Annotated in this window: 18 protein-coding genes; 9 read left to right on the top strand and 9 right to left on the bottom strand. The window is 57.7% G+C overall.

Going from position 1 to position 21,611, the window contains the following annotated elements; all coding sequences use genetic code 11:
• Positions 1-118: 118 nt before the first annotated feature.
• From P9292_RS04210 to P9292_RS04220, 3 genes are read left to right on the top strand one after another with little or no spacing between them, the layout of a single operon-like run.
• The gene (locus P9292_RS04210; RefSeq protein WP_309958116.1) at positions 119-1,888 is read left to right on the top strand and encodes a TraM recognition domain-containing protein; all 1,770 of its coding nucleotides are present in this window, start codon (positions 119-121) and stop codon (positions 1,886-1,888) included.
• Between the two features lie 28 nt (positions 1,889-1,916).
• The gene (locus P9292_RS04215) at positions 1,917-3,260 is read left to right on the top strand and encodes a hypothetical protein (RefSeq protein ID WP_244797547.1); all 1,344 of its coding nucleotides are present in this window, start codon (positions 1,917-1,919) and stop codon (positions 3,258-3,260) included.
• Between the two features lie 29 nt (positions 3,261-3,289).
• A complete protein-coding gene (locus tag P9292_RS04220; protein WP_244797546.1) occupies positions 3,290-4,186 on the top strand; it encodes a hypothetical protein in 897 nt (298 codons plus the stop codon).
• Between the two features lie 318 nt (positions 4,187-4,504).
• Here the strand turns inward: P9292_RS04220 and P9292_RS04225 are convergent, their stop codons facing one another.
• The 8 genes from P9292_RS04225 to P9292_RS04260 all read right to left on the bottom strand — a co-directional run bounded on the left by P9292_RS04225 (position 4,505) and on the right by P9292_RS04260 (position 12,713).
• The gene (locus P9292_RS04225; RefSeq protein ID WP_309958118.1) at positions 4,505-4,837 is read right to left on the bottom strand and encodes a DUF882 domain-containing protein; all 333 of its coding nucleotides are present in this window, start codon (positions 4,835-4,837) and stop codon (positions 4,505-4,507) included.
• On the bottom strand, positions 4,830-5,054 hold the full coding sequence (locus P9292_RS04230; RefSeq protein WP_309958119.1) for a hypothetical protein: 225 nt from the start codon (positions 5,052-5,054) through the stop codon (positions 4,830-4,832). Before P9292_RS04230 ends, P9292_RS04225 begins: the two co-directional genes overlap by 8 nt.
• Complete coding sequence (parC, locus tag P9292_RS04235; RefSeq protein WP_244797544.1) at positions 5,041-7,467, bottom strand: DNA topoisomerase IV subunit A; 2,427 nt, start codon at positions 7,465-7,467, stop codon at positions 5,041-5,043. Before parC ends, P9292_RS04230 begins: the two co-directional genes overlap by 14 nt.
• A 16-nt stretch (positions 7,468-7,483) precedes the next feature.
• Positions 7,484-9,448, bottom strand: a complete 1,965-nt coding sequence (locus P9292_RS04240) for a DNA topoisomerase IV subunit B (RefSeq protein ID WP_244797543.1) — start codon at positions 9,446-9,448, stop codon at positions 7,484-7,486.
• Between the two features lie 161 nt (positions 9,449-9,609).
• Positions 9,610-10,122 (bottom strand): hypothetical protein, encoded by a 513-nt coding sequence (locus tag P9292_RS04245; RefSeq protein ID WP_244797542.1) that lies wholly within the window; start codon positions 10,120-10,122, stop codon positions 9,610-9,612.
• Between the two features lie 152 nt (positions 10,123-10,274).
• Complete coding sequence (locus tag P9292_RS04250) at positions 10,275-11,336, bottom strand: toprim domain-containing protein (RefSeq protein ID WP_238551644.1); 1,062 nt, start codon at positions 11,334-11,336, stop codon at positions 10,275-10,277.
• 190 nt (positions 11,337-11,526) lie between these two features.
• Positions 11,527-12,135, bottom strand: a complete 609-nt coding sequence (locus tag P9292_RS04255) for a hypothetical protein (RefSeq protein ID WP_244797541.1) — start codon at positions 12,133-12,135, stop codon at positions 11,527-11,529.
• Between the two features lie 170 nt (positions 12,136-12,305).
• Positions 12,306-12,713: a hypothetical protein gene (locus P9292_RS04260; protein WP_244797540.1), complete on the bottom strand. Its 408-nt coding sequence runs from the start codon at positions 12,711-12,713 to the stop codon at positions 12,306-12,308.
• A gap of 593 nt (positions 12,714-13,306) precedes the next feature.
• Between P9292_RS04260 and P9292_RS04265 the strand changes: the two genes are divergently transcribed.
• The 4 genes from P9292_RS04265 (at position 13,307) to P9292_RS04280 (ending at position 17,202) form a co-directional block, all read left to right on the top strand.
• Positions 13,307-13,843, top strand: coding sequence for a hypothetical protein (locus P9292_RS04265; protein WP_244797538.1), 537 nt, complete (start codon positions 13,307-13,309; stop codon positions 13,841-13,843).
• Positions 13,834-14,757: a YdaU family protein gene (locus P9292_RS04270; protein ID WP_244797537.1), complete on the top strand. Its 924-nt coding sequence runs from the start codon at positions 13,834-13,836 to the stop codon at positions 14,755-14,757. The genes P9292_RS04265 and P9292_RS04270 overlap by 10 nt, the downstream gene beginning before the upstream one ends.
• Before the next feature lie 25 nt (positions 14,758-14,782).
• A complete protein-coding gene (dnaB, locus tag P9292_RS04275) occupies positions 14,783-16,240 on the top strand; it encodes a replicative DNA helicase (protein ID WP_244797536.1) in 1,458 nt (485 codons plus the stop codon).
• A gap of 215 nt (positions 16,241-16,455) precedes the next feature.
• A complete protein-coding gene (locus P9292_RS04280; RefSeq protein WP_244797535.1) occupies positions 16,456-17,202 on the top strand; it encodes a hypothetical protein in 747 nt (248 codons plus the stop codon).
• Positions 17,203-17,418: 216 nt separating this feature from the next.
• On the opposite strand, the gene ligA is transcribed toward P9292_RS04280, so the two are convergent.
• Positions 17,419-19,437, bottom strand: coding sequence for an NAD-dependent DNA ligase LigA (ligA, locus tag P9292_RS04285; protein ID WP_309958123.1), 2,019 nt, complete (start codon positions 19,435-19,437; stop codon positions 17,419-17,421).
• Positions 19,438-20,369: 932 nt separating this feature from the next.
• Here ligA and P9292_RS04290 point away from each other — a divergent pair.
• Positions 20,370-20,636: a hypothetical protein gene (locus tag P9292_RS04290; protein WP_244797534.1), complete on the top strand. Its 267-nt coding sequence runs from the start codon at positions 20,370-20,372 to the stop codon at positions 20,634-20,636.
• 62 nt (positions 20,637-20,698) lie between these two features.
• On the top strand, positions 20,699-21,604 hold the full coding sequence (locus tag P9292_RS04295; RefSeq protein ID WP_244797533.1) for a recombination-associated protein RdgC: 906 nt from the start codon (positions 20,699-20,701) through the stop codon (positions 21,602-21,604).
• Positions 21,605-21,611 lie beyond the last annotated feature (7 nt).

Here is a 21,611-nt window from a genome sequence, read left to right on the forward strand (position 1 = left end):
CCCAGCCCCGATCGCTTTCGCGATACGGGGCTTTTTTGCTGGGCGAAGGCATGCGCAATCTCGCACCGAACAAGATGTGTGTACCGCTTGCACCGGCGTTTCTTTGGAGGTCGTTCGCGTGAGCATAGCTCAGATGTACCGCACGAAACTTGGCGGGTCGTTGGACACGCTCGCCTTGAGCTCTCTCGGGACGGGAGCACTTCTGTCTTCGCCATATTTCTCCAGCATGCCAGCCACAGTACCAATGGCATTGGGCGCCGCGGGAAGCGCCTATCTCGGGAATCGTTTGTTTGATTTCTGGCGCCAACAGAGCGTTCTCGAATCGAAAATCAGCATCCAGTCCGCTGCGGATCTGACGAGACCGGATGGGTTACTCATTGGATATACGACTGACACGGGTCAGCCCATGTACATCCCCGATGAGGACCTGATGCGTCATGGTTTCATTGGTGGACAGTCGGGTGTCGGTAAGACCGTGCTGGGGAAGCTGCTCATGTTTCAGCAGATCCAGCGTGGCGGTGGACTGGCGTTCATTGACGGGAAAATGAACGCCGACGATATCGAGACGATCTATCAGTATTGCTGCTGGTGCGGGCGCGAACAGGATCTTCTGATTCTCAACCCGGGCAATCCGGCGATGAGCAACAGCTACAACCCAATTCTTCGCGGCGAGCCGGATGAAGTCTCGGCCCGCGTGTTGTCGCTCATCCCATCCACGGAAAATAATCCGGGAGCGGACCACTACAAGCAAAGTGCAAACCAAGGCATTTCAACGCTAGTAGCGGCGCTCCAGACGGCAGGCCTCGCGTATAACTTCATCGACTTCTCGATCCTCCTGATGAACCACAAGGCGATCGAGGAGCTCGAAACGCGTTTGAAAAAGATGCAACCTCACCATGACGCGACGAAGAACCTGTCGCTGTTCCTCGAGCAGTACAAGGGGGGCGGGAAGCCCGGCTCCGGCCTTGAGAACATGGTCGACATCAAAAAGATGAAGGATACGTTTGGTGGCGTCGGCGGCCGGATGTATATGTTCGGGACAGGTAATTTTGGCAAGGTGATGAACACCTATACGCCGGATATTGACCTGTTTGAGGCCATCAGGAGCAACAAGATCATATACGTCGCCCTGCCCACGATGGGCAAGAACGAAGCGGCGTCGAACTTCGGCAAGATGTTTTTGGGGGATCTCCGTACCGCAATCTCATGGGTACAGGCTTTGCCGGAAAACCTTCGGCCCAATCCGCCCTTTCTCGTCTTCATGGACGAACTCGGCTCGTACGCAGTTGCATCGCTCGCGCGCCCCTTTGAGCAGGCACGCAGTGCTCACATCGCGCTCTTTCCGGCAGCACAAACGCTGGCGAACCTTGAAGTTGTATCGGCTGACTTCAAGGAAATGGTGATCGGAAATACATGGACCAAGATCATATTCAAGCTGGGTTCACAAGAGACTGCGAAGGAATTCGCGGAGCTGATAGGCATGCAGATTGGGATCGCGAAGTCTCTAAGCGCGACGCAAAATGAGTCGATCAACAGCCCGATGCTAAACATGACGCCAGAAGGCGGTGCCGGCAGCGGCGCGGGGCTGTCTGAGGGAGAGCGTGAGCAGGAAGAATACAAAGTGTCGCCGGATGATCTGAAGGCATTGAGCAAAGGCGAGTGCATTGTGATGTACGGAGGTGACACGATCTTCAACCTGCGCGTGCCGATGATCTCGATCGACAAGAAACTTCAGAAGGAAATCGGCCGCGTGCGCATCAATCACTTCCGTAAGCCAAGCGTAGAAGGGGCAGATTTCTTCAAGAACAGTGACAAGTACCTTGGCGGAAGTAGCGTTCCCACAGGCGGTCGAAAACGCGACTTCGCGCAAGAGCTTGCCAACGAATAAGTAACTCACAACTTCTGGAATCCATACTATGACAGGACAAATTGTCCGAGCCGATGGCATCGTGCTCGGTGAAGAAAATGACAAGGCTGTTGCGGTACATCTTCAGGATGCAGACTTGGAGCGTCATGTGCTGATCGTCGACCCTACTGGCGCGGGCTCCCGAGAACTGCTTGCGCAGGCGCTGTCACAACAGATCGAACGAGGTGGCGCGATCATCCTGTTCGACGGTGACTCCGATACAGCAATTCTCAACTCGCTCGCAGGCGCTTGCAGAAAGCATTCTCGCCAGCAGGATCTCCTTGTCGTGAGGCCTCACGATCCCGATCTCAGCAACACTTACAACGTGATCCTATCGAGCGACGTGGAGGCGGCAGTTGCCCAGGCGTTCACCACGGTGCCGGAAGAGGAAGACAACGAAGGGGCCCGCCACAACCGGGAAGAGATCCGCCGAGGCATTTTTGTAATCATATCTGCGCTCAAACGCGCAGGCCTTGCTTACAGCTTCCTCGACCTATCGTTGTTCATCATCAAGCCGGAATCCTTGCAGGACCTGCTTGCGTCACTGGAACAAATAGCGCCCGACAGCGCTGAAACCAACGCGTTGTCCGCGTGGCTTGATGAGTTTCGCAAAGATGGGGTGATCGATCCGCTCCCCCTCAAGCAACGAATGGGAGGGATTGCCGGACGGTTGTACATGTTCGCCAGCGGCAAATTGGGGAAGGTTCTGAACACGTATTCGCCCGAAGTCGATGTCCGGCGTGCACTCGATGAATCCAAGGTCATCTACATGGATGTTCCTGGTTCGGCACAGCATCTTGTCGCGACGGCACTTCGGGAAATGATCTATCTCGATGTAGCGGGCGCACTCGGCAACCGATCGCGCGATGTCGGGGGAGTCCCGCCGATTATCGTTTTCAACGGTGCGGCGAGCTGCGATCGTGCTCTCGCAAACCGCCTGTTGGCACAAGGACGCAGCATGGGTGTATCGACGTGGCTTCGCGTTGCATCCATGGGTGATCTGGCGAAGAAGAGCGCGGTACTGGCCGAAGTTGTGCTCGCCAACACAGGGTCTCAGATTGTGTTCAACCTGGAAGGAATCGACGAATCGCTCCTGTTTGCCGGCTACCTCGGTCGTGAGGTCACCGGCGGTGGGAGCAATGAGATGAACGATCCGGTTGTCTCGTGCCCCGACGATCTACACGATCTTGCGTCGCGGGAGTTCGTGCTTCTTTCCCCGGATGCGAGGGCTCGTCGCGGCTTCGCGCCGCGTGTCGATGATGGTCAAGACGTATTCACGCGCGAACAACTCAATCGCGGCCATGGCACCCCGCGCGACGGTGCCGACCGCTTCACCCGTACGAGCATGGCGTAAGCCTCGCCTGAAGAATAAAGGAGTGCAATATGAGCGATTTTTTCGCAACGAAAGGAGCAGGCGATGATCTCGTCGGACTTGATGGTGTTTCTGGTGATCGGGGGGATCTGTCTAACCCTGCTGATGTGCGTAGCTGGCTTGAGAGCTTTGATTGTTCCGATATTTTCAAAGATCTTGACGCCTTCGATCTTGGCGATTCTGACGGCGACGGCGAAGTGGCTTCTTTGGGGGATGAAGAAGCTGTGGGACTCACACAGCCTTTTAATCAGGAACTTGCTCTCGCCGCGCTCAGTGGTGTTCCCAACGCTGGAGCAACAAAAAGGCCGAAAAAAGACGAACACCTGAGAAATCTCACGGAAGAAGACTTCGAGCCCGGGATGGAGCGGCTCAGCTTCCAGATCATCAAAGCAAATGTGGAGGCGCTCTTCGACAAGAAGCGGAAGGCAGCCGACCATGTGAAGGCTGCTCAATGGGTATTCGGCCGAACGTTTGGAGACTTCAGTTTCCAGCAGTGCTGTGAGACCCTTTGCGCACGAAAGGACGTTATCCGGTTGCGTGTTCATTACGAGTTCTGGCGGCGCTGGTATGTGTTCCCGGTCGAATTTCCGTTCATGATCGATCCAGTCCCGGACGCGGTCGAGGGGGAGGTTTACATCGTCGCCGGCGACGAGGGCTACGACTTGGCGCGGGTTGCGTGGCTTCAGCCGGGCATTCGGTCGGCTGCCCTGCTTGAAGAGGCTTCAGCGGGCGAGAATGTCGACCGATACCGTCACGCGCTTGAACTGTTGGCAGAGCGATATCTGATGTCGCAGCAGGCTGACTCGTGGTATCTGACCGGCCGGAACCCGATGCTGCGGGCGATCGACCTGTCAACGTCGCCATATCGTCCCTTGACCAGCCAGATCTCGTGGTCCAAGCAATTCTGACGAGTCGCTCGCTGATGAAAAGGAATGCCGCGCAAAGCGCGGCTTTTTTATCGGTGTGTCGAAAGCGACCCATACCCGGGCTGAGCGAGCGAAAAAAAAAGCCAGCCTCGGGGGAAGCTGGCTTTAAAAGTAGCCTTCTCAGCATGTCAGGAAGAGAGGCCGATGGGAGGGAACAGTCACGATCCCAAAACCACTGCTGCACTAAAAGCGATCAATTATGATCAGCTAATGTGCGTAATTCTAAAAGAATCGAAAGGATACAGCAAGGGTATAAATACGAGTTGCGGGTTTTTGTAGCGGGAAGTGTGTGCCCAGCTACTATCCATTCCATTTTCTCAAAGCACCGTCATCGACATGAACGAAGCCTCGTGAGGGATAGAACCCTACGCCGCCTCCTTGCAGGTACAGCGCGAGCCGCCCCATGTAGTTTACTGGTACGCCTGGAAACTCGATGTCAGCTGCCTCCCCTCGCATATGACGCGAATCGCCGACACCGCCGACCGCCTCGTTAGTCAACCTGGTGCGATAACCGGAGTTCAACACAATCACCCGGTGCTGGTTGTGCAAGGCAAAGAAGCCCTGCATGCCATACAGAATGTCGAACAGGACGGGGCTCATTTGCACCGCCTTGTCCGCATGGGTGTCACGCATAAGGCGGCAGATAGCGGCATAACCGGGCCAGACTAGCTTGCCACTGGCAAAAATGGACTTCGTTCACCTCCTCCCAGACGCCTTTCTTGATCTCATGCTTAACCCACAAACTGCGTGGTTTGTCCCAGAAGTCATTCCGCGTGGCGGCGAATAGTGGCTCGGTGCAGGCGGCCAGCACGCCCCCCGTCGCCATGCGAAGAAAATCACGCCTCTCCACTGGGCTCTCCCTGTTCGAATCCGGTGGGCTTGGCTTTGCCCGGTAGCTGGCAACCCTTTCTTGCGCGGTGCAAGCGATACTTGTCCAAGGCCGTCCCTGTCAACGTGATTGGTTTACCGCTGGTAGTCGATACGACGCAGGACGCTCCGTCTCCGATCCCAACAGCAACCAGCGTCTCGCGAGCTTCGAGTTCCATCAGCTTCACGCCTTTGCCTTTCGGCATCACCTTGACTTCGGACAGTGGGAAAAGAACGAGGCGGCCACCGCTGCAAACGGCGGAAACCGTATTGCCTGCGGTTTTCGCGGGCGCGTGCATGACTTCGCCCGGCTCAAGCGTTGCAAATGCTTTGCCGGCCTTTTGGCGGGTCAGCATATCCGCTCCTGCGCAGACGTAGCCATAGCCACCACTTGAGGCGATCAGGTAATTCGCCGTCTGGTCGATGACGATAACGTGCGTCAGTCGGCCGCCGCCTTGGAGCTCGATCAACGATGTGAGCGGTACGCCATCGCCGCGGCCGGTGGGAATAAGAGCAGACGCGACGTTGTAGCAACGTCCGTTCGTGTCGAAGACGGCCAAACTCGTCGAGGTGCGCGTCTCGATGCTGGCGAGAAGATCGTCCCCCGCCTTGAACGTGAGGGTCGAAATGTCGATGCCGTGGCCGCTCCTCGCTCGAAGCCAACCAGACCGAGAAACGATGATCGTGACCGGATCATCGGCGGTAGGAACGACGGCGCCTGACGTTACCTTCTCCGCGGATTCAATGAGCGTGCGACGGTCGTCACCGAACTTTTGTTTGTCCGCTTCGATCTCTTTGAGAATCTGATTTGTCATGGCTGCTCGATCCGCGAGCAACGACTGAAGGTGGCGTTGTTCGTCTCGCAACTGTGCCAATTCCTTCTCGATCTTGATACCTTCGAGGCGGGCTAGTTGCCGCAGGCGGATTTCGAGGATGTCCTCTGCCTGCACTTCAGACAGGTGAAACGTTGCTATCAGATCGCGCTTCGGTTCATCTGATTCGCGAATGACCTTGATGACCCGGTCGATGTTCAGGAACGCAACCATGCGTCCGTCGAGGATGTGGATTCGACGTTCAACCTCGGCGAGGCGATGCGCGGTTCGACGAGTGACTGTCTGATATCGGAACTCAACCCATTCAGTCAGGACCGGCACAATGCCCTTCTGCTGTGGGCGGCCATCCAAGCCGATCGTCACGAGATTGACGGATGCGTTGCACTCGAGACTCGTGTGGGCGAGCAGCACGTTCATCAGTTGCTCGGGCGTCTGGCGGGACGAATGCGGCTCGAAAACGATGCGCACGGGATGCTTCTCGTCAGAGTCGTCACGAACGCTGTCCAGCACCGACAGGAGAAGGGCTTTCATGTTTCCCTGTTCCTGCGTCAGCGCTTTCTTTCCGGCCTTGATTTTCGGGTTCGTGAGTTCCTCGATCTCCTCGAGTACCTTTTGAGTTGACACCCCGTGCGGCAGTTCCGTAACCGCGATCTGCCACTGCCCTCTTGCGAGTTGCTCCAGCGACCATCGGGCGCGGACGCGGAGGCTGCCACGGCCCCCTTCGTACACTTTATGGATGTCCGCGATGTCGGAGATGATCTGTGCGCCGCCAGGATAGTCTGGACCGGGAAGAACCGACATCACGTCACCGAAGGTTGCGTCTGGACGGCGGATTAGCAGTGAACATGCGTCGGCGACTTCACGCAGGTTGTGGCTTGGAATGTCGGTTGCCATACCCACAGCGATACCTGATGCACCGTTCAGGAGAAGCACTGGAAGGCGAGCCGGAAGCAGCGATGGCTCCTCAAATGCCCCGTCATAGTTGGGCTGAAAGTCGACGGTGCCCTGATCGATTTCCGCAAGCAGCAGATCGGCAAACGGAGTGAGCCTGGCCTCGGTATATCGCATGGCTGCGGCGCCGTCGCCATCGCGGGACCCAAAGTTCCCCTGGCCGTCGATCAGGGGGTAGCGCATCGAGAAATCTTGTGCCAGTCGAACGAGAGCGTCGTAGGCGGATTGGTCGCCGTGTGGATGGTATTTACCGAGAACGTCACCTACTACGCGAGCTGACTTGACGGGTTTTGCAGTCGCCGTCAGGCCCATGTCGTTCATTGCATAAAGGAGACGGCGCTGCACCGGCTTCTGACCGTCTTCAACGTCAGGGAGGGCGCGACCGCGCACGACGCTCATCGCGTAATCGAGGTACGCGCGTTCGGCCCATCGGCCGATCGGGATTCGGCCGTTGGGCAGTTCGCTTATATCGACGGTGCGCGACGGCGGTGGCGTATCGGCGCCACCGGCGACAGGCGTTGCAGCGTCGGCGGAGTTTGGCTGGGGCGATTCGCGTTCAGCCTCTACGACTGCGAAGAGGTCGCCGGTTCCGTTGTCGTTTGCTTCGATCATGATTGTGTTTCCCCGATTAAACGTCCAGCTCTGCCAGATCGCCGTTTTCTTCGAGCCATGCGCGACGAGACCCCGCCTCGCCCTTGGCCATCAGTAGATGAAACGCCTTCAGCGTATCGGCTAGTCCGTCATCCGGGACGCCGACCTGCAACATGCGCCGTGTATCAGCGTGCATGGTCGTCTCTCTGAGTTGTTCGGGATTCATCTCGCCGAGACCTTTAAAACGTGATATGGACAGCGCTGAATCCCGCACGCCTTCATCGGCGAGCTGTCGAAGTACCGCGACCCGCTCGGCGTCGTCGAGGCAGTAGATTTTCCGCGCGGGGCGCCCCTTCCCTTGTGCGCCCACGTCGATGCGGAATAGCGGTGGCTGGGCGATATAGACGTGCCCCCGTTCGACCAACTCCGGGAAATGAATGAAAAAGAGGGTGAGCAGCAAGGTCTGGATGTGCGATCCGTCCACATCTGCGTCAGTGAGCAAAGCGATCTTGCCGTAACGCAATCCGGCCAGATCCACTGCCGATCCGCGCTCGTGGGGATCGACGCCAATGGCGACTGAGATGTCGTGCACCTCGTTGTTCGAAAAGAGTTGATCGCGAGCGGTATCGAACGTGTTCAGGATTTTTCCGCGCAACGGGAGGATCGCTTGATACTCACGATTTCGTGCCTGCTTAGCGCTGCCGCCGGCGGAATCGCCTTCGACCAAAAAGAGTTCATTGCGAGTGATGTCAGTTGATTCGCAGTCGGTCAGCTTGCCCGGCAGCGTCGCAACACCGGACGATTTGCGCTTTTCGACTACCTTGCCCTGGCGTGCACGTGCGGTGGCTTGCCGGATCGCCAGCTCAGCGACTTTCTTCGCGGCCTCAGGATGATCGATAAGCCAGTGATCGAAGGGGTCCCTCACCACACTGGACAGCAGACGCACAACTTCCCGACTGTTGAGCTTGTCTTTGGTCTGTCCCTGAAATTGTGTATTTGTGACGGCGGCCGACAGGATGAACTGCGCGTGCGACCACACATCTTCAGCCTGGAGCGTGATGCCGCGGGGAAGCATGGCGTGGTGCTCACAATACGCCTTCAGAGCTTCAAAAAGTCCAGCGCGCAATCCAGCTTCGTGGGTGCCGCCCAGCGGCGTAGGGATGAGGTTCACATACGATTCGCCCCTTCCTGACTCTACGGTCCATGCGATCGCCCATTTCGCTCCATCACCTTCAACGATCGAGCCCACGCTCTCAGCGACGTACCCCTGACCCGTGAAGACTTCTCCAACGAGCTCCAGATCTGCAATGCGTTCGGAGAGGTAGTCGCCAATTCCGTCCTTGTAGCACCAGTTGCGTTCGTCACCGGTTTCATCATTCCGGTAGTTAACGGTGACCCCGGGCATCAGCATCGCCTTGGATCGGAGGAGTTCTTCAAACTTGGCGAGAGGGATTTGGGGCGATGCAAAATACTTGGGGTTTGGCCATGCACGTACGCGAGTTCCCGTTGTGCGAGGTCCGCAATCGCCAACCAGTTCAACATCGGAGATCTCGCGGTCGCCGTCCAGAAAGTGAACGCGATGAACCTTCCCTTCTCGCTTTACTTCGACCTCGACCTTGGTCGATAGCGCGTTTGTAACGGCTACGCCAACGCCATGCAAGCCACCAGATCGCTGGTATGAATTGCCCTTGCGAAACTTGGCGCCAGCATGGAGCTTCGTGTAGGCGAGTACGACAACGGGAATCTGCTTCGTTGGGTGAAGACCAACGGGGATGCCGCGGCCATTGTCCGCGACGGTGACGGAGTTGTCCCTGTGGACGATCACGTCGATCCGGGATGCATGCCCGTTCTGCGCCTCGTCTGCGGCGTTGTCAAGAACCTCCTGGATAATGTGCATCGGGTTTTCGGTACGGGTGTACATGCCGGGTACCTGTCGAACCGGCTCCAGACCTTCGAGCACATCAAAATCGGACTCGTCGTAGACCTTGCCTTCCTGAGTCATATCATCGCCTGTATCGAATAAATACAGACGGTATTATAGGCACGTGTAATGGATGGGCAACGCGTTTTTTTTGTCAAGTCTCTGCACCAACATCACGGGAACAGAATTCCCGGGGCGGAATGACAAAGCCCCGGCCGCTATAAGCGGAGCCGGGGCGGTGATCAATTGAAGCGCTGACGGAGAACAGATAGCCGAGCAGCGAAAACAGCCACGGCCAGACGGGTCTCCGCGACGGCTGGACTCTTGTTTGCGACAGTTGCCCTGCGGTCCGGTAACGCGCCCTGAAGATCGGTCAGCAGGACGTGAAGCGACTCGGGGTCGTCCCAAACGCCTCCCTCTTTTGCCTTGATCACGTGCTCGTTTTGAACATGTTGCTGGATGAGGGCAATTATGCGCTCGCTGATCAGGCGGACTGCGCGGCGAGCATCACTCAGATCGTCGGTCCGATCCGCGATATTGAGAATCATCTGCGACTTGATGCTTTGATGGATCTCGCCCTTGTGAACGCTCAACGCGAGAATGTCCGACCACCACCCGTTGTCGTACGCAAGCTGCACGTACGGGTTGTCAGGTCGCGCTGCGGGGCTTGCGGCGACGGGGTGTGATACTGGCGGCAGCGTTTGCACGTCATGGTGATCGGGGCGGGCCTCATCAAAAAGGTGAAACTGTTCCATTGCTCTTCTCCTGAGTGGTAGCGAGGACCGGGATAGTCCTCATACCCAGGTGATGGGCCACAGCTAGCGCTAATGCACCGGCCAAGGAGATGCGAGGTGAGAAAACGACGGGCAAAAAAATAGCCCGGCAAAAAATGCCGGGCATGGGTGGATTAGGCGATTGCGAGGCCCAGTTTCAGGCAGAGCTCCTCGTTAAGATCCTCCGCCCCGGTCATGTGCTTGTAGGCGCCTATGGGGCCACCTACGGCTTCCTCAAGCACGGGGCGAATTTTCTCGAACGCAGTGCGCCCTGCGTCGTCGTCGTCGAAGGCAGTCAGGACATCAGCGCCACGAAATCTGGAAAACCACTCAGGTCGCCAGTTCTCGCAGCCCGGAAGGCCCATGATGCTGCGCTTCGTTCCAAGCGCGACAGCAGACAACAGGTCCATGCAGCCCTCGACAATCAAGATCCGCCGATCCGATTCGCCCAGCCATCCCCACGGAGCAATCGATCCGTAGCGCAAAGACTTCACCTCACCAGGCTTGGTCTTGCGCAGGTACCGAAACTCCGCCGCCTTTTTGCTGTTCGATACGAACACCAAAGGGCGGAAGGCTGCCGACGGCGCCTTGGCCCCCTCCTTCCACAACCCGGCTCGGAGCATGAGCTCCTGACCGAGTGTCTCCAGAAGAAATTCCTTCGCTTCGTTCGGTTTCGATGGAAGCGTCAGAACGATGCCTTTCTTGCATCCGGTGCGAGTCACTTCTGGAGGGATGCCCCGTCCAGCGAGATACTCGATACCGTCGCGCGAAGGCTCAGGCAGCGCCGCAACAAGCCGTGAGATGGCTTCTGCGAGGGCCGAGTCGTCTCGATTGATAGCAGGCAGCGGCTTGGGAGGGACGTAGGACCTCAAAATGTCCTCGTCCGCACCAAGCAGCTCGGCACCTGCATCAGCGAGCGACTTCCCCCAATAAAGTGAAGCAGCCTCAACCACATCACCATGCTCACGACAGGCGTAACACTGCCACCTGTCGCCCGTGACCTTGATCTTTACCGAATCCTTTGACGACTCACCGCACTGAGGATTCGGGCAGACCGTGTAACGGATCGAGCCACTCATTTTTTTGGGGGTTCCACCCAGAAGATGCTCAAAGAACCAGTCGAGAGGAACTTTATCGCGCACCTTCGAGAAATCGACGCGTGCCGGTCTGGCCGCTGTTGTATTGCTTTGACTCATCGCGATGCTCCTGATGGAAATCCTTGGTGCAGCGTGATGTCTAACGCGGATGCGTAAGTGCGGCGGCCGGGCAGCGGCGCGGTCAGATCAGAAACGGTCGCCGGTGATCGTGTGGGTAAGGCGTCGACGGGACCCCAGAAAAGAAAAACCCCGTGACTGACTTGAACAGGCACGGGGTGGGTAGTTGCGATCAGGCGTCGGCGCCCAGAACTTCGTAAATGAGGCTGTTTCCGAAGGTTCGGAGGGCGTCGTCGTAGCTTTCGATCGGATCGAGATCATTCAGAAAATGGCCGTTAGGGGCCGACTTCTGCTGCGACTGCGCCTCCTTTACGACGCGTTCACGCTCGCTGGCGCTGAGGGAATTGCGATAAGCCGCATAGGCTGTCTCGCGAGCCTCCATTGCCTTGTTCGTGTTCGCACTCGCTGTCGCATCGATCAACTTGCGGAGCGCCTGGCGGAGCTCGACACTCGAGGCGCCGTCAGGGTTGACGGTTTGCTGGGCCCCGTTTGTTTGAGGGCGCTCCTCAACCCACTTGCCGGAGTCTGCGTCCGCCACGTAGTTGCGCGTGTTCATGTACTCGCCATCGCCAACTTCGTCGACGAGCACGCCGACAACTTCGTCGGCATATTCACCACCTTTCCAGTCGAGCTCGAGATTCACGGATTCCTCGGCTTTTTCAATCGCGTCAAGCTGCGACACAGCATCCGGCACATTCACCGGCACGCGGATGACAGCGTACAAATGGACGCGATATGCGCGGGTCGTCGTTGCGATTTGACCGTCGTTCTGCTGATTCATGTTGCATCTCCAGTTGAAGGGTTTTTCATGCGGGAAGAGATGCAGAACATGGGCCGATACAGCGGCCTAACGACACGGGCAATGAAAAAGCCCGCGATCGACAGAGTCGACTCGCGGGCTTGTGTATTTTGCTCTTTCGTCGTTTAGCAGAAGCAAATTGGTTCGATTCTTCAAATGCAGAGACGGCCTAACGGAGCGCCGCTATAGCGAACCATGGCGCCCTCCTCCGTCGAACGAAATCCGAATCGCGAATAGAAGCTACGCAATCGAGCCTCGGCCGCTGCCTCGTCGACATAGTAGCTCCCGTCCGGGGTCAGCGTCAGTGTGATCCCCAATTCGTCGGCGAGGGTGGTCGCCACTTTCATCGCTCGCGTGCCATCTCCTCTGATCTCGGTGCCGGCCATGATTTTGACGATTTCGACGCTGCGTCCGTCGCTCGCCGGCTCCACCACTACCTCACCACCCGGCAGTTTTGCGTACATCTGAGCACCGATCACCTCTGCTGCATTAGCAAGATCGACATCGACTACCACCGGCGACCTGCTGTCTTCGTGATTGCAATGATGTCCCACAGTCATGGCGCGGCCTCCTTAGTCGTTCGGTTCCATGCGGCAAAGCCGACCATCCGACTGCTCGCCGAATTCGATCGTCAGTTCAGCCGGTTTAGGTTCAATGATCGAGGTGCTCTTGCACTTTTCGCACTCAACGACAAGCCGGAAACCATACGGTTGCTCTTGCCGAAAGATGCGAAAACCGCCGCTTCCGCAGTTGCCGCAAGCCATTGGTTCAACGTTCGTTAGCATGATTTGCTCCCCAAGAATGATGCGGCCGAGCCGCGATATGCATGCAGTTCGGTGATGCGCGACAGGGACAAGCAACCGCGGGAGGGGCCTGGCCCGAGCAACACACGTTGGCAGCGTCATCTCGACACTATCGAGATGCCAAAGCAAGAGGGACGGCGTCCCAACCCTGTGCAATGACGCAGCGTTGGCGGGCTCAATTACATGCGAATCGCGCCGAGATGACTGAGCCAGAAAACGAGTGCGATTTGGCTCTATAAATTCCACTATCGGTTCTTTGGTTGCAGTAACCAATCTTTGAGGTTAAATTATTGCGACGTGTTAAGTCGCAAAACGATACTAACGAATTACGCTAACGGGATCACAGTCACATGAAATCTCTCGATCAACTCACCAAGGAGCTGTGCAACCAGTACGGCGACTTCATGAAAACGACGGAGGTTGCGATCAGGCTCAGAAGCCATCCCAATACCGTGAAGAAGATTCCGGAGGCGCAGCTTCCTCGGCGGCGCCGGCTTGGGCGCGGGGGCTGCGTCTTTCTGACTGAGAGCGTGGCCAGGTATATCGTTGACCACCACTACCCTCATGTGAGCTCGACGGATAACCGGCTGGTCTCAGCGGTGCTGGTCGGCAGTCCGACGCCCGTGGGGGACACCACCGCTGAGCGGCTGAGGGCAGTCGGCAAGGATGCGGCCAAACTGTTGCTACAGCTTTCGCGCGAGTACAAATCGTTGCCCTTCGAGGGCGACCTCGCATTGCACAAATTGGGTGTGGACCGAGATCGCGGCGAGCAGCAGCTTCAGTCCCTCACGGACAATGCGCTGCTGGACGTAGATGTGCTCGGCTTTTTCACCATTAGGCCTGAGACCCGCAAGGACCTGAACGATTCGAATGGGGGATGGTTGTGAGAGCCGCCGTCGAAAAATCCCCGGCGTTCCAGTTCTATGCCCGTGATTTTCTCTCGGATGAGAACGTCGCCGTGATGAGCAATCAGGCGCTGGGCGCGTACGTCCGCCTGATGTGCTACGCGTGGCTCGAAGGCTCGATCCCGGGCGAGTTCTCGAAACTTGCACGTCTGGCCGGTGAAAGTGTGGCCGACATGGAGCAGATATGGGGCGAAATCGCCTCCTGTTTCGATCCCCACCCGGATTTGCCGAACCGGTTTGTCCAGGCACGTCTCGAGAGGGAGCGAGAGAAGCAGGCGACCAATCGCGAAGTCCGATCTGCCGCCGGAAAAATCGGCGCGGATCGTCGCTGGAACAACGAGTTACCTGCGGAATCGCAGCGGGAAAATGGCAATGCACGATCGGGGGCAATGGCAAGCGATGGCCTTTCAACTGCATCTGCACCTGCAACTGCTTCAATGAATATGCATACCTCCGGTATGCATGTCGCCGGCGCAGCCGCCGACGGGCGGAGCGGAACCCTGTTCGAAAGTAATGAGAGCGCTGACGTTGTGAGACCGCCGCGAGCCGCTGACGCGATACCCTCGTGCCCGCAGCAGGAGATCATCGCGCTTTATCACGAGCTGATGCCAACGAACCCTCGAGTTCTGACATGGAACAAGGAGCGGGAAGCGCTCTTGCGGACACGATGGCGCGAAATGGCCGTCACGCGAAGTGATCAACTCGGCGAAGGCTACAAGACGACCGAGCAAGGGTTGGCGTGGTGGAAGCATTTTCTAAGTCATTGTGGGAATTCCGCCTTCCTGAGCGGTAGGACTCCGCCTCGAGGTGACTCAGCGCCTTTCGTCGCAAGCCTCGAATGGATCGTGCGGCCGAAGAACTTCGCCAAGATCCTCGAAGGCAACTATCACCGTTGATTATCGCTTCACCGGAGAATTTTGAATGCGTGGAAATGAAGCGCCGCATAGCGCGGAATCAGAATGGGCCGTGCTCGGCTCCTTGTTGCTAACAGGGGGCAATTGTTTCGACAAGGTGGCGGACTTGTTGGCGGACAGCGACTTCTATTATCGGAGCAACCAGATCTTGTATCGAATCGTCGGGACCTTAGTCCAGACGGGGCAGCCTGCCGACGTTGTGACGGTCACAGCACGACTGGAGGCGCTCGGAGTACTAAAGCAGGCCGGAGGCCGCGAATACCTCGAAGAGATCGTACGCGCTACGCCTTCGGCCGCAAACGTTCGCAAGTACGCAGAGGTGATTGTCGAGCGTCGCATGAAGCGGCAATTGATCGATGCATCGCGACGCATGGAAGAGCTCGCATACGAACCGGGCGATGTTCGACAGCAGATGGATGCTGCGCAGAGTCTGGTGATGCATCTGACAGAAGGATCGACGGTGGATGACGAGCCGAAGTCGATGTCCGAAGTCGTCCGTGGCACACTCGAATGGATTGACGAACGCCACAGCGCGGATTCACCATTGACAGGACGGTCATGGGGATTTAAAGGGCTCGACGACAAGACTTCGGGTCTTCAGGATGGAGACCTCGTGATCGTGGCCGGACGACCGGCCATGGGAAAGTCAGTGATGGCGCAGAATCTCGCAGAGAACGTGAGTATGGGGGTGACATCGCTTGTAGACGCTAGCGGAGCGCCGATCATTGTCGACGGTTGCCCCGTTCTAGTTTTCTCTCTTGAAATGAGTAATCTCCAGCTTGGGCTTCGATCGCTGTCGAGCGCCGGCAAGGTCGATCTGAACCTCCTCAGGTCGCCCACGCGAATGCAGAACGCTGAAGACTGGGCAAAGCTGACGGTAGCGGTCGAGCGCCTGCACAACTCGAAACTCTTCATCGACGAGACGCCGGGCATTTCTATCTCAAAGATGCACGCGAAAGCGCGGCGATTCCAGCGAAAACACGGCTTGGGCCTGATCATCGTCGACTATCTGCAACTGATGTCCGGTTCGGAGTCGGCCGCGCGTCGCGGGCGCGTTGAGGAGCTTTCCGAAATCACACGCGGGCTAAAAGCAATGGCGCGGGATCTCGGCGTTCCGGTGGTCGCCCTTTCGCAACTTTCGCGGAAGGTGGAGGAACGCGCAAACAAGCGTCCGCTTATGTCAGATCTGCGCGAAAGTGGGTCGATAGAGCAGGACGCAGACCTAGTCATCTTCATGTACCGGGACGAGTATTACAACCCGGACTCCCAATTCCGTGGAATTGCCGAGGCAATCATTGGTAAGCAACGGATGGGTGAAACGGGAACGGTGGGTCTCCAATTCGTAGGGTCTCAAGCGCACTTCAAAGACTTCGCTGGTCGGCTGCCGGCCGACGACAGCGAGACTATGGTGGGTAGGCCACCACAAGGCGCACGTGGAGGGTTCTCGTACCGGCCAAACGACTGAGCGGACGGTGGCAGGTTGGCTACGGGCTAAGGCACTGGCCCGGTGGTTGCGTATGTCACCGCGCCGACATCCATTCAGGAAATCCGGCGAGCATGATTCCTCTCCGTGTCGTGTCGTGTCTCTCTTCTCGGTCGCGTGACCTCAAGTCCGATATAGCAAAATGTTCCTCATCTCCTTCCTGCAAGTTAATTCAACTGTGATAAGGAGAGTGCACGATGGAAACGACCTGGATGCCCAAAGCAGTAGTCGAAGAGCAGCAACACATTGATGGCGTCAGCGGTACCGCGCCTGTTTTTGCCGATGAGCGACGAGCGCCGGCGTATGGAGCGTTGTTTCATTCGGCCGAGTTCTCGACGGAAGCTATCGAAAAGCTGCCCGCTCTCGCGCCATATGCGAATCAACGCGTGGCGATAGCTGCGATCGGTATGCGGATCAATCCGCTGTATGGCGCCCGTCCGGAACTCCAGTTTCAAGTTACAACAGGGGATCAGGATAGCGCCGGTTCGGGCTATTTCTTCGCTCGCGCCTTGAAGGGGTTGTCGACGCGTCGGGTGACCTTAGACGATCCTACAAAGACCGATCCAGGCTACGCGTACGCATTCTCGGATAGCGCGTCGACAACGGATGGGATGATACTTGGCTCTGCCCTCGGAACGCTACTGCTGGCCAGCGCACAGGCGACGAACCTCAACTACCGAAAGACGGGATTGACTCAGTCGATTCTTGATGCGATCGCTCGTCATGACGCTGAACGTATCGGTTTCGATGCGCGGTTCAGCACGAACGACGAGGTCATTCTGGCAGCAGGTCTGAAAGACATTCTCAACGCTGCCGACAATGGCGAGCCGTACAGCACCAGTGAATTGCTGGGTGACAGCTTCAAAGCAGCACGTGATGCCGCGTGGAGAAGTATTGTTGGTGCAAAGGCGTCGGAACTGCAAGCACCCATAGTCTCCAACTAAACAATCAAGCCCGCCGTTATGTACGGCGGGCTTTTTTTTGGGGCGATTTTTGACTTATCAGCCGATGATCGCCATTCCCGACTGTCAGGTGCGATCCGAAGAGGATGAACAGGCTAAGCTGTAATGCAGCAGCGCTATGTTGAGGGGACGCCCTCTGATCGTAAGTGTGGCAAAGCCTCCGGTCGGCCGGGGGCTTTGCCCTTTTTTTGGCCCGACTCAGTCTGCGAGTGCCGCACACTCGCTTCGAAGACGCGCTTCGTCCCAGATAGCCACACCGAGCGCCGTCGCTTTTTCCAGTTTTGTTCCCGCCGCTTCTCCTGCGACGACAGCGTGAGTCTTCTTCGAAACGCTGCTCGACACTTTGCCGCCGCAAGCCTCAATCATGAGTTGCGCTTCCTCTCTGGTCATCGATGGCAACGTACCCGTGAGCACGATGGTACAGCCGGATAACGGCCCACCTTCACGCTTGATCGTGTCGCGAGGCCTGACCAAATCCGCAAGCCTGTCGGCTTCCTGGCCGAGCATTGCGTCGGCGAAGAAGTCCATCACACTCTGCACAGTGACTGGGCCGACATCGCTCACACGGTATAGATCCTGCTCCGTAGCGTTCCGGAAAGCTTGCCAGGACCCGAACGCGGAAGCCAGATCCTTGCTGGTCTTCTCTCCGACGTTCTGAATTCCCAGCGAGAAAACGAATCGGTGCAGTTCGGGGGCGACCGATGCCGCGACCGCGTCGACGAGCTTCCGCGCCGAAACCTCGGCAAAGTTCGGAAGGCGGGCGATCGCCTCTGCATGAAGCGTGTAGAAGTCGGACGGCAGTTTGACCAGTCCGGCATCGACCAGCGCTTTGATGGTGCCCTCCGCCATTCCCTCTATGTTCATGGCGAGCCGGGACGCGAAATGCGCGAGCCGATAGAGTTGCTGGTCTGGGCAACGCAGATTGCCTGTGCAGACATGAAAGGCAGTCCCAGCCGCCTGGTGCACGGCTGAAGAGCACACCGGACAGGAAGCAGGCATCTGATACTCCGGAGTGGACGCGGGGCGATACTCGGTGAGCGTACGCACGATCTCAGGGATCACGTCGCCGGCACGACGAACAACCACCGTGTCGCCCACCCGGATATCTTTCAGCCGGATCTGGTCGAGGTTGTGCAGCGTCACGCTCGAGACAGTCACTCCTCCAACGAATACCGGCTCGATCTTCGCGACTGGCGTGCACACGCCCGTCCGGCCGATCTGGATGACGATCTGTTGCACCGTTGACGTACGCTCTTCTGCGGGATACTTGGCGGCAATCGCGAAACGGGGCGTCCGATTGTTCCAGCCGAGCTGTGCTTGTGCAGCGAAGTCGTTGAGCTTGAAGACGACACCGTCGATGTCGAAGGGGAGGTCTGCGCGGGCCGCCCCAATACGCGCGAAGAGTTCCCTGACCCCGGACTTTCCGACCACGCGAGCGGCGAGCGGACTGATCGTAAAGTGAAGTCGACGCAGACAGTCGATCAGATCGACCTGAGAGGCCACACCAAGCGGCGCGGAGCCATCGGGGAGGACGGCGCCGTATGCAAAGAAGGATAGCCGCCGCTCAGCCGTCACGCGCGGGTCGAGCTGCCGTACGCTGCCTGCGGCGGCGTTACGGGGATTCGCGAACTTTCTTTCCCCCCTCGCCTCTTGTTGCGCGTTCACAATGGCGAAATCACGCTTGAGCATGACCACCTCTCCCCGCACTTCAAGATCGACCGGTTCCGGCAGACGGAGCGGAATATTGCGGATCGTCTTGATCTGGGCGGTCACATCCTCGCCGACGGCACCATCGCCACGCGTTGCTGCCCGCACAAAGACGCCCTGTTCGTACCGCAGCCCGACGGCCAGGCCGTCGTACTTGGGCTCACCGGAATATTCGAGCCGCTCCTCCGGCTGACCAAGTTCTCGCGCGTTCGACTCAACAAACGACATGACTTCGTCCTCGGTCATCCCGTCCTTGAGGGACAGCATGGGTACCGCGTGTGCAGCAGGGTGAAATTGGTCAGGTGGAACACTTCCGACGCGCTGTGTTGGCGATTCCGCGCAGATCAGATGGGGATGCGCGGCCTCCAGACCCTCGAGTTTGCGGAAGAGGTCGTCGTATTCGTGATCAGCGATCTCGGGATCGTCGAGTGCGTAGTAGCGATGGGCGTGATAGGCCACTCGTTCGCGAAGTTCCGCGAGTTGTTCATGAACAGTCGGCATGGCGGTCATTCAGTGCGTCCCCTGTCTGCAAATGGGCTTCGGTTGGATAAACACGGCTCGGCGGTTGCGCCAGGTAACGTTCCACTCAAGAAAGCGTTCACAGCACGCAGTGGCCGCGCTCCGAAAAGAAACGCCGGGATCATAGTGCTCCACGAAAACGGCGTTGCACGGCTCAAGATCGGTTCCATATCTGCGCAACACTTCCGTTGCCACGTGCTCGGCTGCAAACGACAGGGGCTGTCCGCCGTTGTCCGCTAACTCTGTGATGACAAACAGACGGTGAAGAGCGCCTAGTTCGAACCTTGTGAGCGCATAGGCGCTATCGCCGATTTCCAGAAGTTGCGGGCCTACGACCCCGAGAAAGCGTGGGTCGACAAATCCGGCTGGCGCGGATACGCGTGTCGGGAGTCGAAACATTGTAAATGTTGTTTGGTGACGTTCGTTTCGAATACTGATAGTATTATACACAAGTGTTAAAGCCCAAATAGGGGCGAGTCTAACTGATCGCTATGGGTGAACGGGTATGGAGCGAACGCATTCTTGTCCTTCGTGCGAAGGCAAAAAACGATGCTGCGGGTTTGTGACCGAGCCGGAATCTGGGAAGACCCGAATCACGGCTGAGGCGCCCTGCGCGATGTGCGGTGGTATCGGTCGTATCAGTGACGAACAGATCAACTGGATCAACCGCGGCCGAGCATATCGCCAAGCGCGTATGGCTGTGAAAGAGACGGCATCTCAGGCTGCCACGCGGCTTGGAATCTCGATCCAGACACTGACAGACGCGGAGTTAGGACGGATCTCACCCGCGGTTCTGGTTGGCGCCCCGTTGCGGGAAGCTGCCGATGCTTAGACCGGCAGATGCAAGTCGATTTTCCGACGATTCCCGGGTGCACGCTGGATCGTCGACGGATCTGATAGCACAGGAGCTAGCAGCCCACAGGATGCGCGGATTCACGATCGAAAGCGACGCAGCATTGGAAGAAGGCGAGCTCGTGAAACTCGCGGCCTGCTTCCTGTTCGGTGACACCAAGTGGGTGGCGGGAGCCTGGCCGCGCGAATGGTCCGAAAGCCTGCTCTCCGACAAGTCACGTATCAAGCAGCTCGTCACTGCGGGCGCACTCATCGCTGCGGAGATTGAACATCTGAAGGCTACTGCCATGGACAGTATGGGCAAAGGAGCCCAGATGCCCTCCTCCATTGACATCTGAATCGGGTGCCTTGTCATGCGTAAGGCATTCAAAATTTATGTTTCCAGCCTAAAGGTCTGACCATGTTTTCAAACCTGCACATTTATCGACTTACCCGCGAGTGGGACATGACGGCTGAGCGTCTGGAGGAACTGGTCGGGAAACGGCCGTTTCAGCCATGCGGGAGCCAGGACCAGAAATCCGCCGGGTGGGTCAGTCCTCAGGAGCGCGGCCCGCTCGTGCATGCTTTGGGGCGGCAATGGCTACTAGCACTTCGGATTGAAACGAAGTCGGTGCCTGGGGATGCGATCAAGAAAGCCGTCGCGGAGAAGTCGAAGGACTACGAGCAGCGGAACGGGTACAAGCCGGGCCGCAAGGTGCTCAAAGACATGAAGGAAGAGGCACTCATGGAGCTGCTCCCTCGCGCCTTTCCAAAGCAGGCGACAATTCAGGTATGGATCAACGCTGAGTCTGGCTGGATCGCGATGAACACGTCCACGCCATCGAAGGCCGATGATGTCGTGGCCGCGCTAATTGAGACGACCTCCACTGCACCCATCTCGCTCGTTCGCACCAATCAGTCGCCCGCTCAAGCCATGGCGGATTGGCTGACATCGGGTGAGGCGCCAGACAACTTTACGGTCGACCGTGACTGCGAACTCAAGGGCACAGAAGACGAAAAGCCTACGGTCAAATACTCACGCTTGTCGCTTGAGCGTGACGAGATCCGCCAGCACATCGAGGAAGGCAAGCGGCCGACCAAGCTCGCAATGACCTGGGATGATCGCGCCAGTTTCATCCTCACTGACAAGGGGCAGGTGAAAAAGCTTGTCTTTCTCGATGCGGTGATGGAAGAGATCAATCTCGATGCTGAGGATGCTGATGCAGTGTTCCATTCGACCTTCGCAATCATGACCGCTGAGTTGTCGCGGTTCTTCCCGGATCTCGTCGAAAGTCTCGGTGGAGAGGCTGAGTACGAGGCTGAATGAAGTTGTA

This window comes from Caballeronia sp. LZ001, from assembly GCF_031450875.1.
In the GTDB taxonomy this organism is placed as follows: domain Bacteria; phylum Pseudomonadota; class Gammaproteobacteria; order Burkholderiales; family Burkholderiaceae; genus Caballeronia.

Bases quoted from the DNA above. Each gene is read 5' to 3' on its own strand.
- P9292_RS04215 (WP_244797547.1), top strand. From the start codon at position 1,917: ATGACAGGACAAATTGTCCGAGCCGATGGCATCGTGCTCGGTGAAGAA.
- P9292_RS04220 (WP_244797546.1), top strand. From the start codon at position 3,290: ATGAGCGATTTTTTCGCAACGAAAGGAGCAGGCGATGATCTCGTCGGA.
- P9292_RS04225 (WP_309958118.1), bottom strand. From the start codon at position 4,837: ATGCGTGACACCCATGCGGACAAGGCGGTGCAAATGAGCCCCGTCCTG.
- parC (WP_244797544.1), bottom strand. From the start codon at position 7,467: ATGATCGAAGCAAACGACAACGGAACCGGCGACCTCTTCGCAGTCGTA.
- P9292_RS04240 (WP_244797543.1), bottom strand. From the start codon at position 9,448: ATGACTCAGGAAGGCAAGGTCTACGACGAGTCCGATTTTGATGTGCTC.
- P9292_RS04245 (WP_244797542.1), bottom strand. From the start codon at position 10,122: ATGGAACAGTTTCACCTTTTTGATGAGGCCCGCCCCGATCACCATGAC.
- P9292_RS04250 (WP_238551644.1), bottom strand. From the start codon at position 11,336: ATGAGTCAAAGCAATACAACAGCGGCCAGACCGGCACGCGTCGATTTC.
- P9292_RS04255 (WP_244797541.1), bottom strand. From the start codon at position 12,135: ATGAATCAGCAGAACGACGGTCAAATCGCAACGACGACCCGCGCATAT.
- P9292_RS04260 (WP_244797540.1), bottom strand. From the start codon at position 12,713: ATGACTGTGGGACATCATTGCAATCACGAAGACAGCAGGTCGCCGGTG.
- P9292_RS04265 (WP_244797538.1), top strand. From the start codon at position 13,307: ATGAAATCTCTCGATCAACTCACCAAGGAGCTGTGCAACCAGTACGGC.
- P9292_RS04270 (WP_244797537.1), top strand. From the start codon at position 13,834: ATGGTTGTGAGAGCCGCCGTCGAAAAATCCCCGGCGTTCCAGTTCTAT.
- dnaB (WP_244797536.1), top strand. From the start codon at position 14,783: ATGCGTGGAAATGAAGCGCCGCATAGCGCGGAATCAGAATGGGCCGTG.
- P9292_RS04280 (WP_244797535.1), top strand. From the start codon at position 16,456: ATGGAAACGACCTGGATGCCCAAAGCAGTAGTCGAAGAGCAGCAACAC.
- ligA (WP_309958123.1), bottom strand. From the start codon at position 19,437: ATGACCGCCATGCCGACTGTTCATGAACAACTCGCGGAACTTCGCGAA.
- P9292_RS04290 (WP_244797534.1), top strand. From the start codon at position 20,370: ATGCGCGGATTCACGATCGAAAGCGACGCAGCATTGGAAGAAGGCGAG.
- P9292_RS04295 (WP_244797533.1), top strand. From the start codon at position 20,699: ATGTTTTCAAACCTGCACATTTATCGACTTACCCGCGAGTGGGACATG.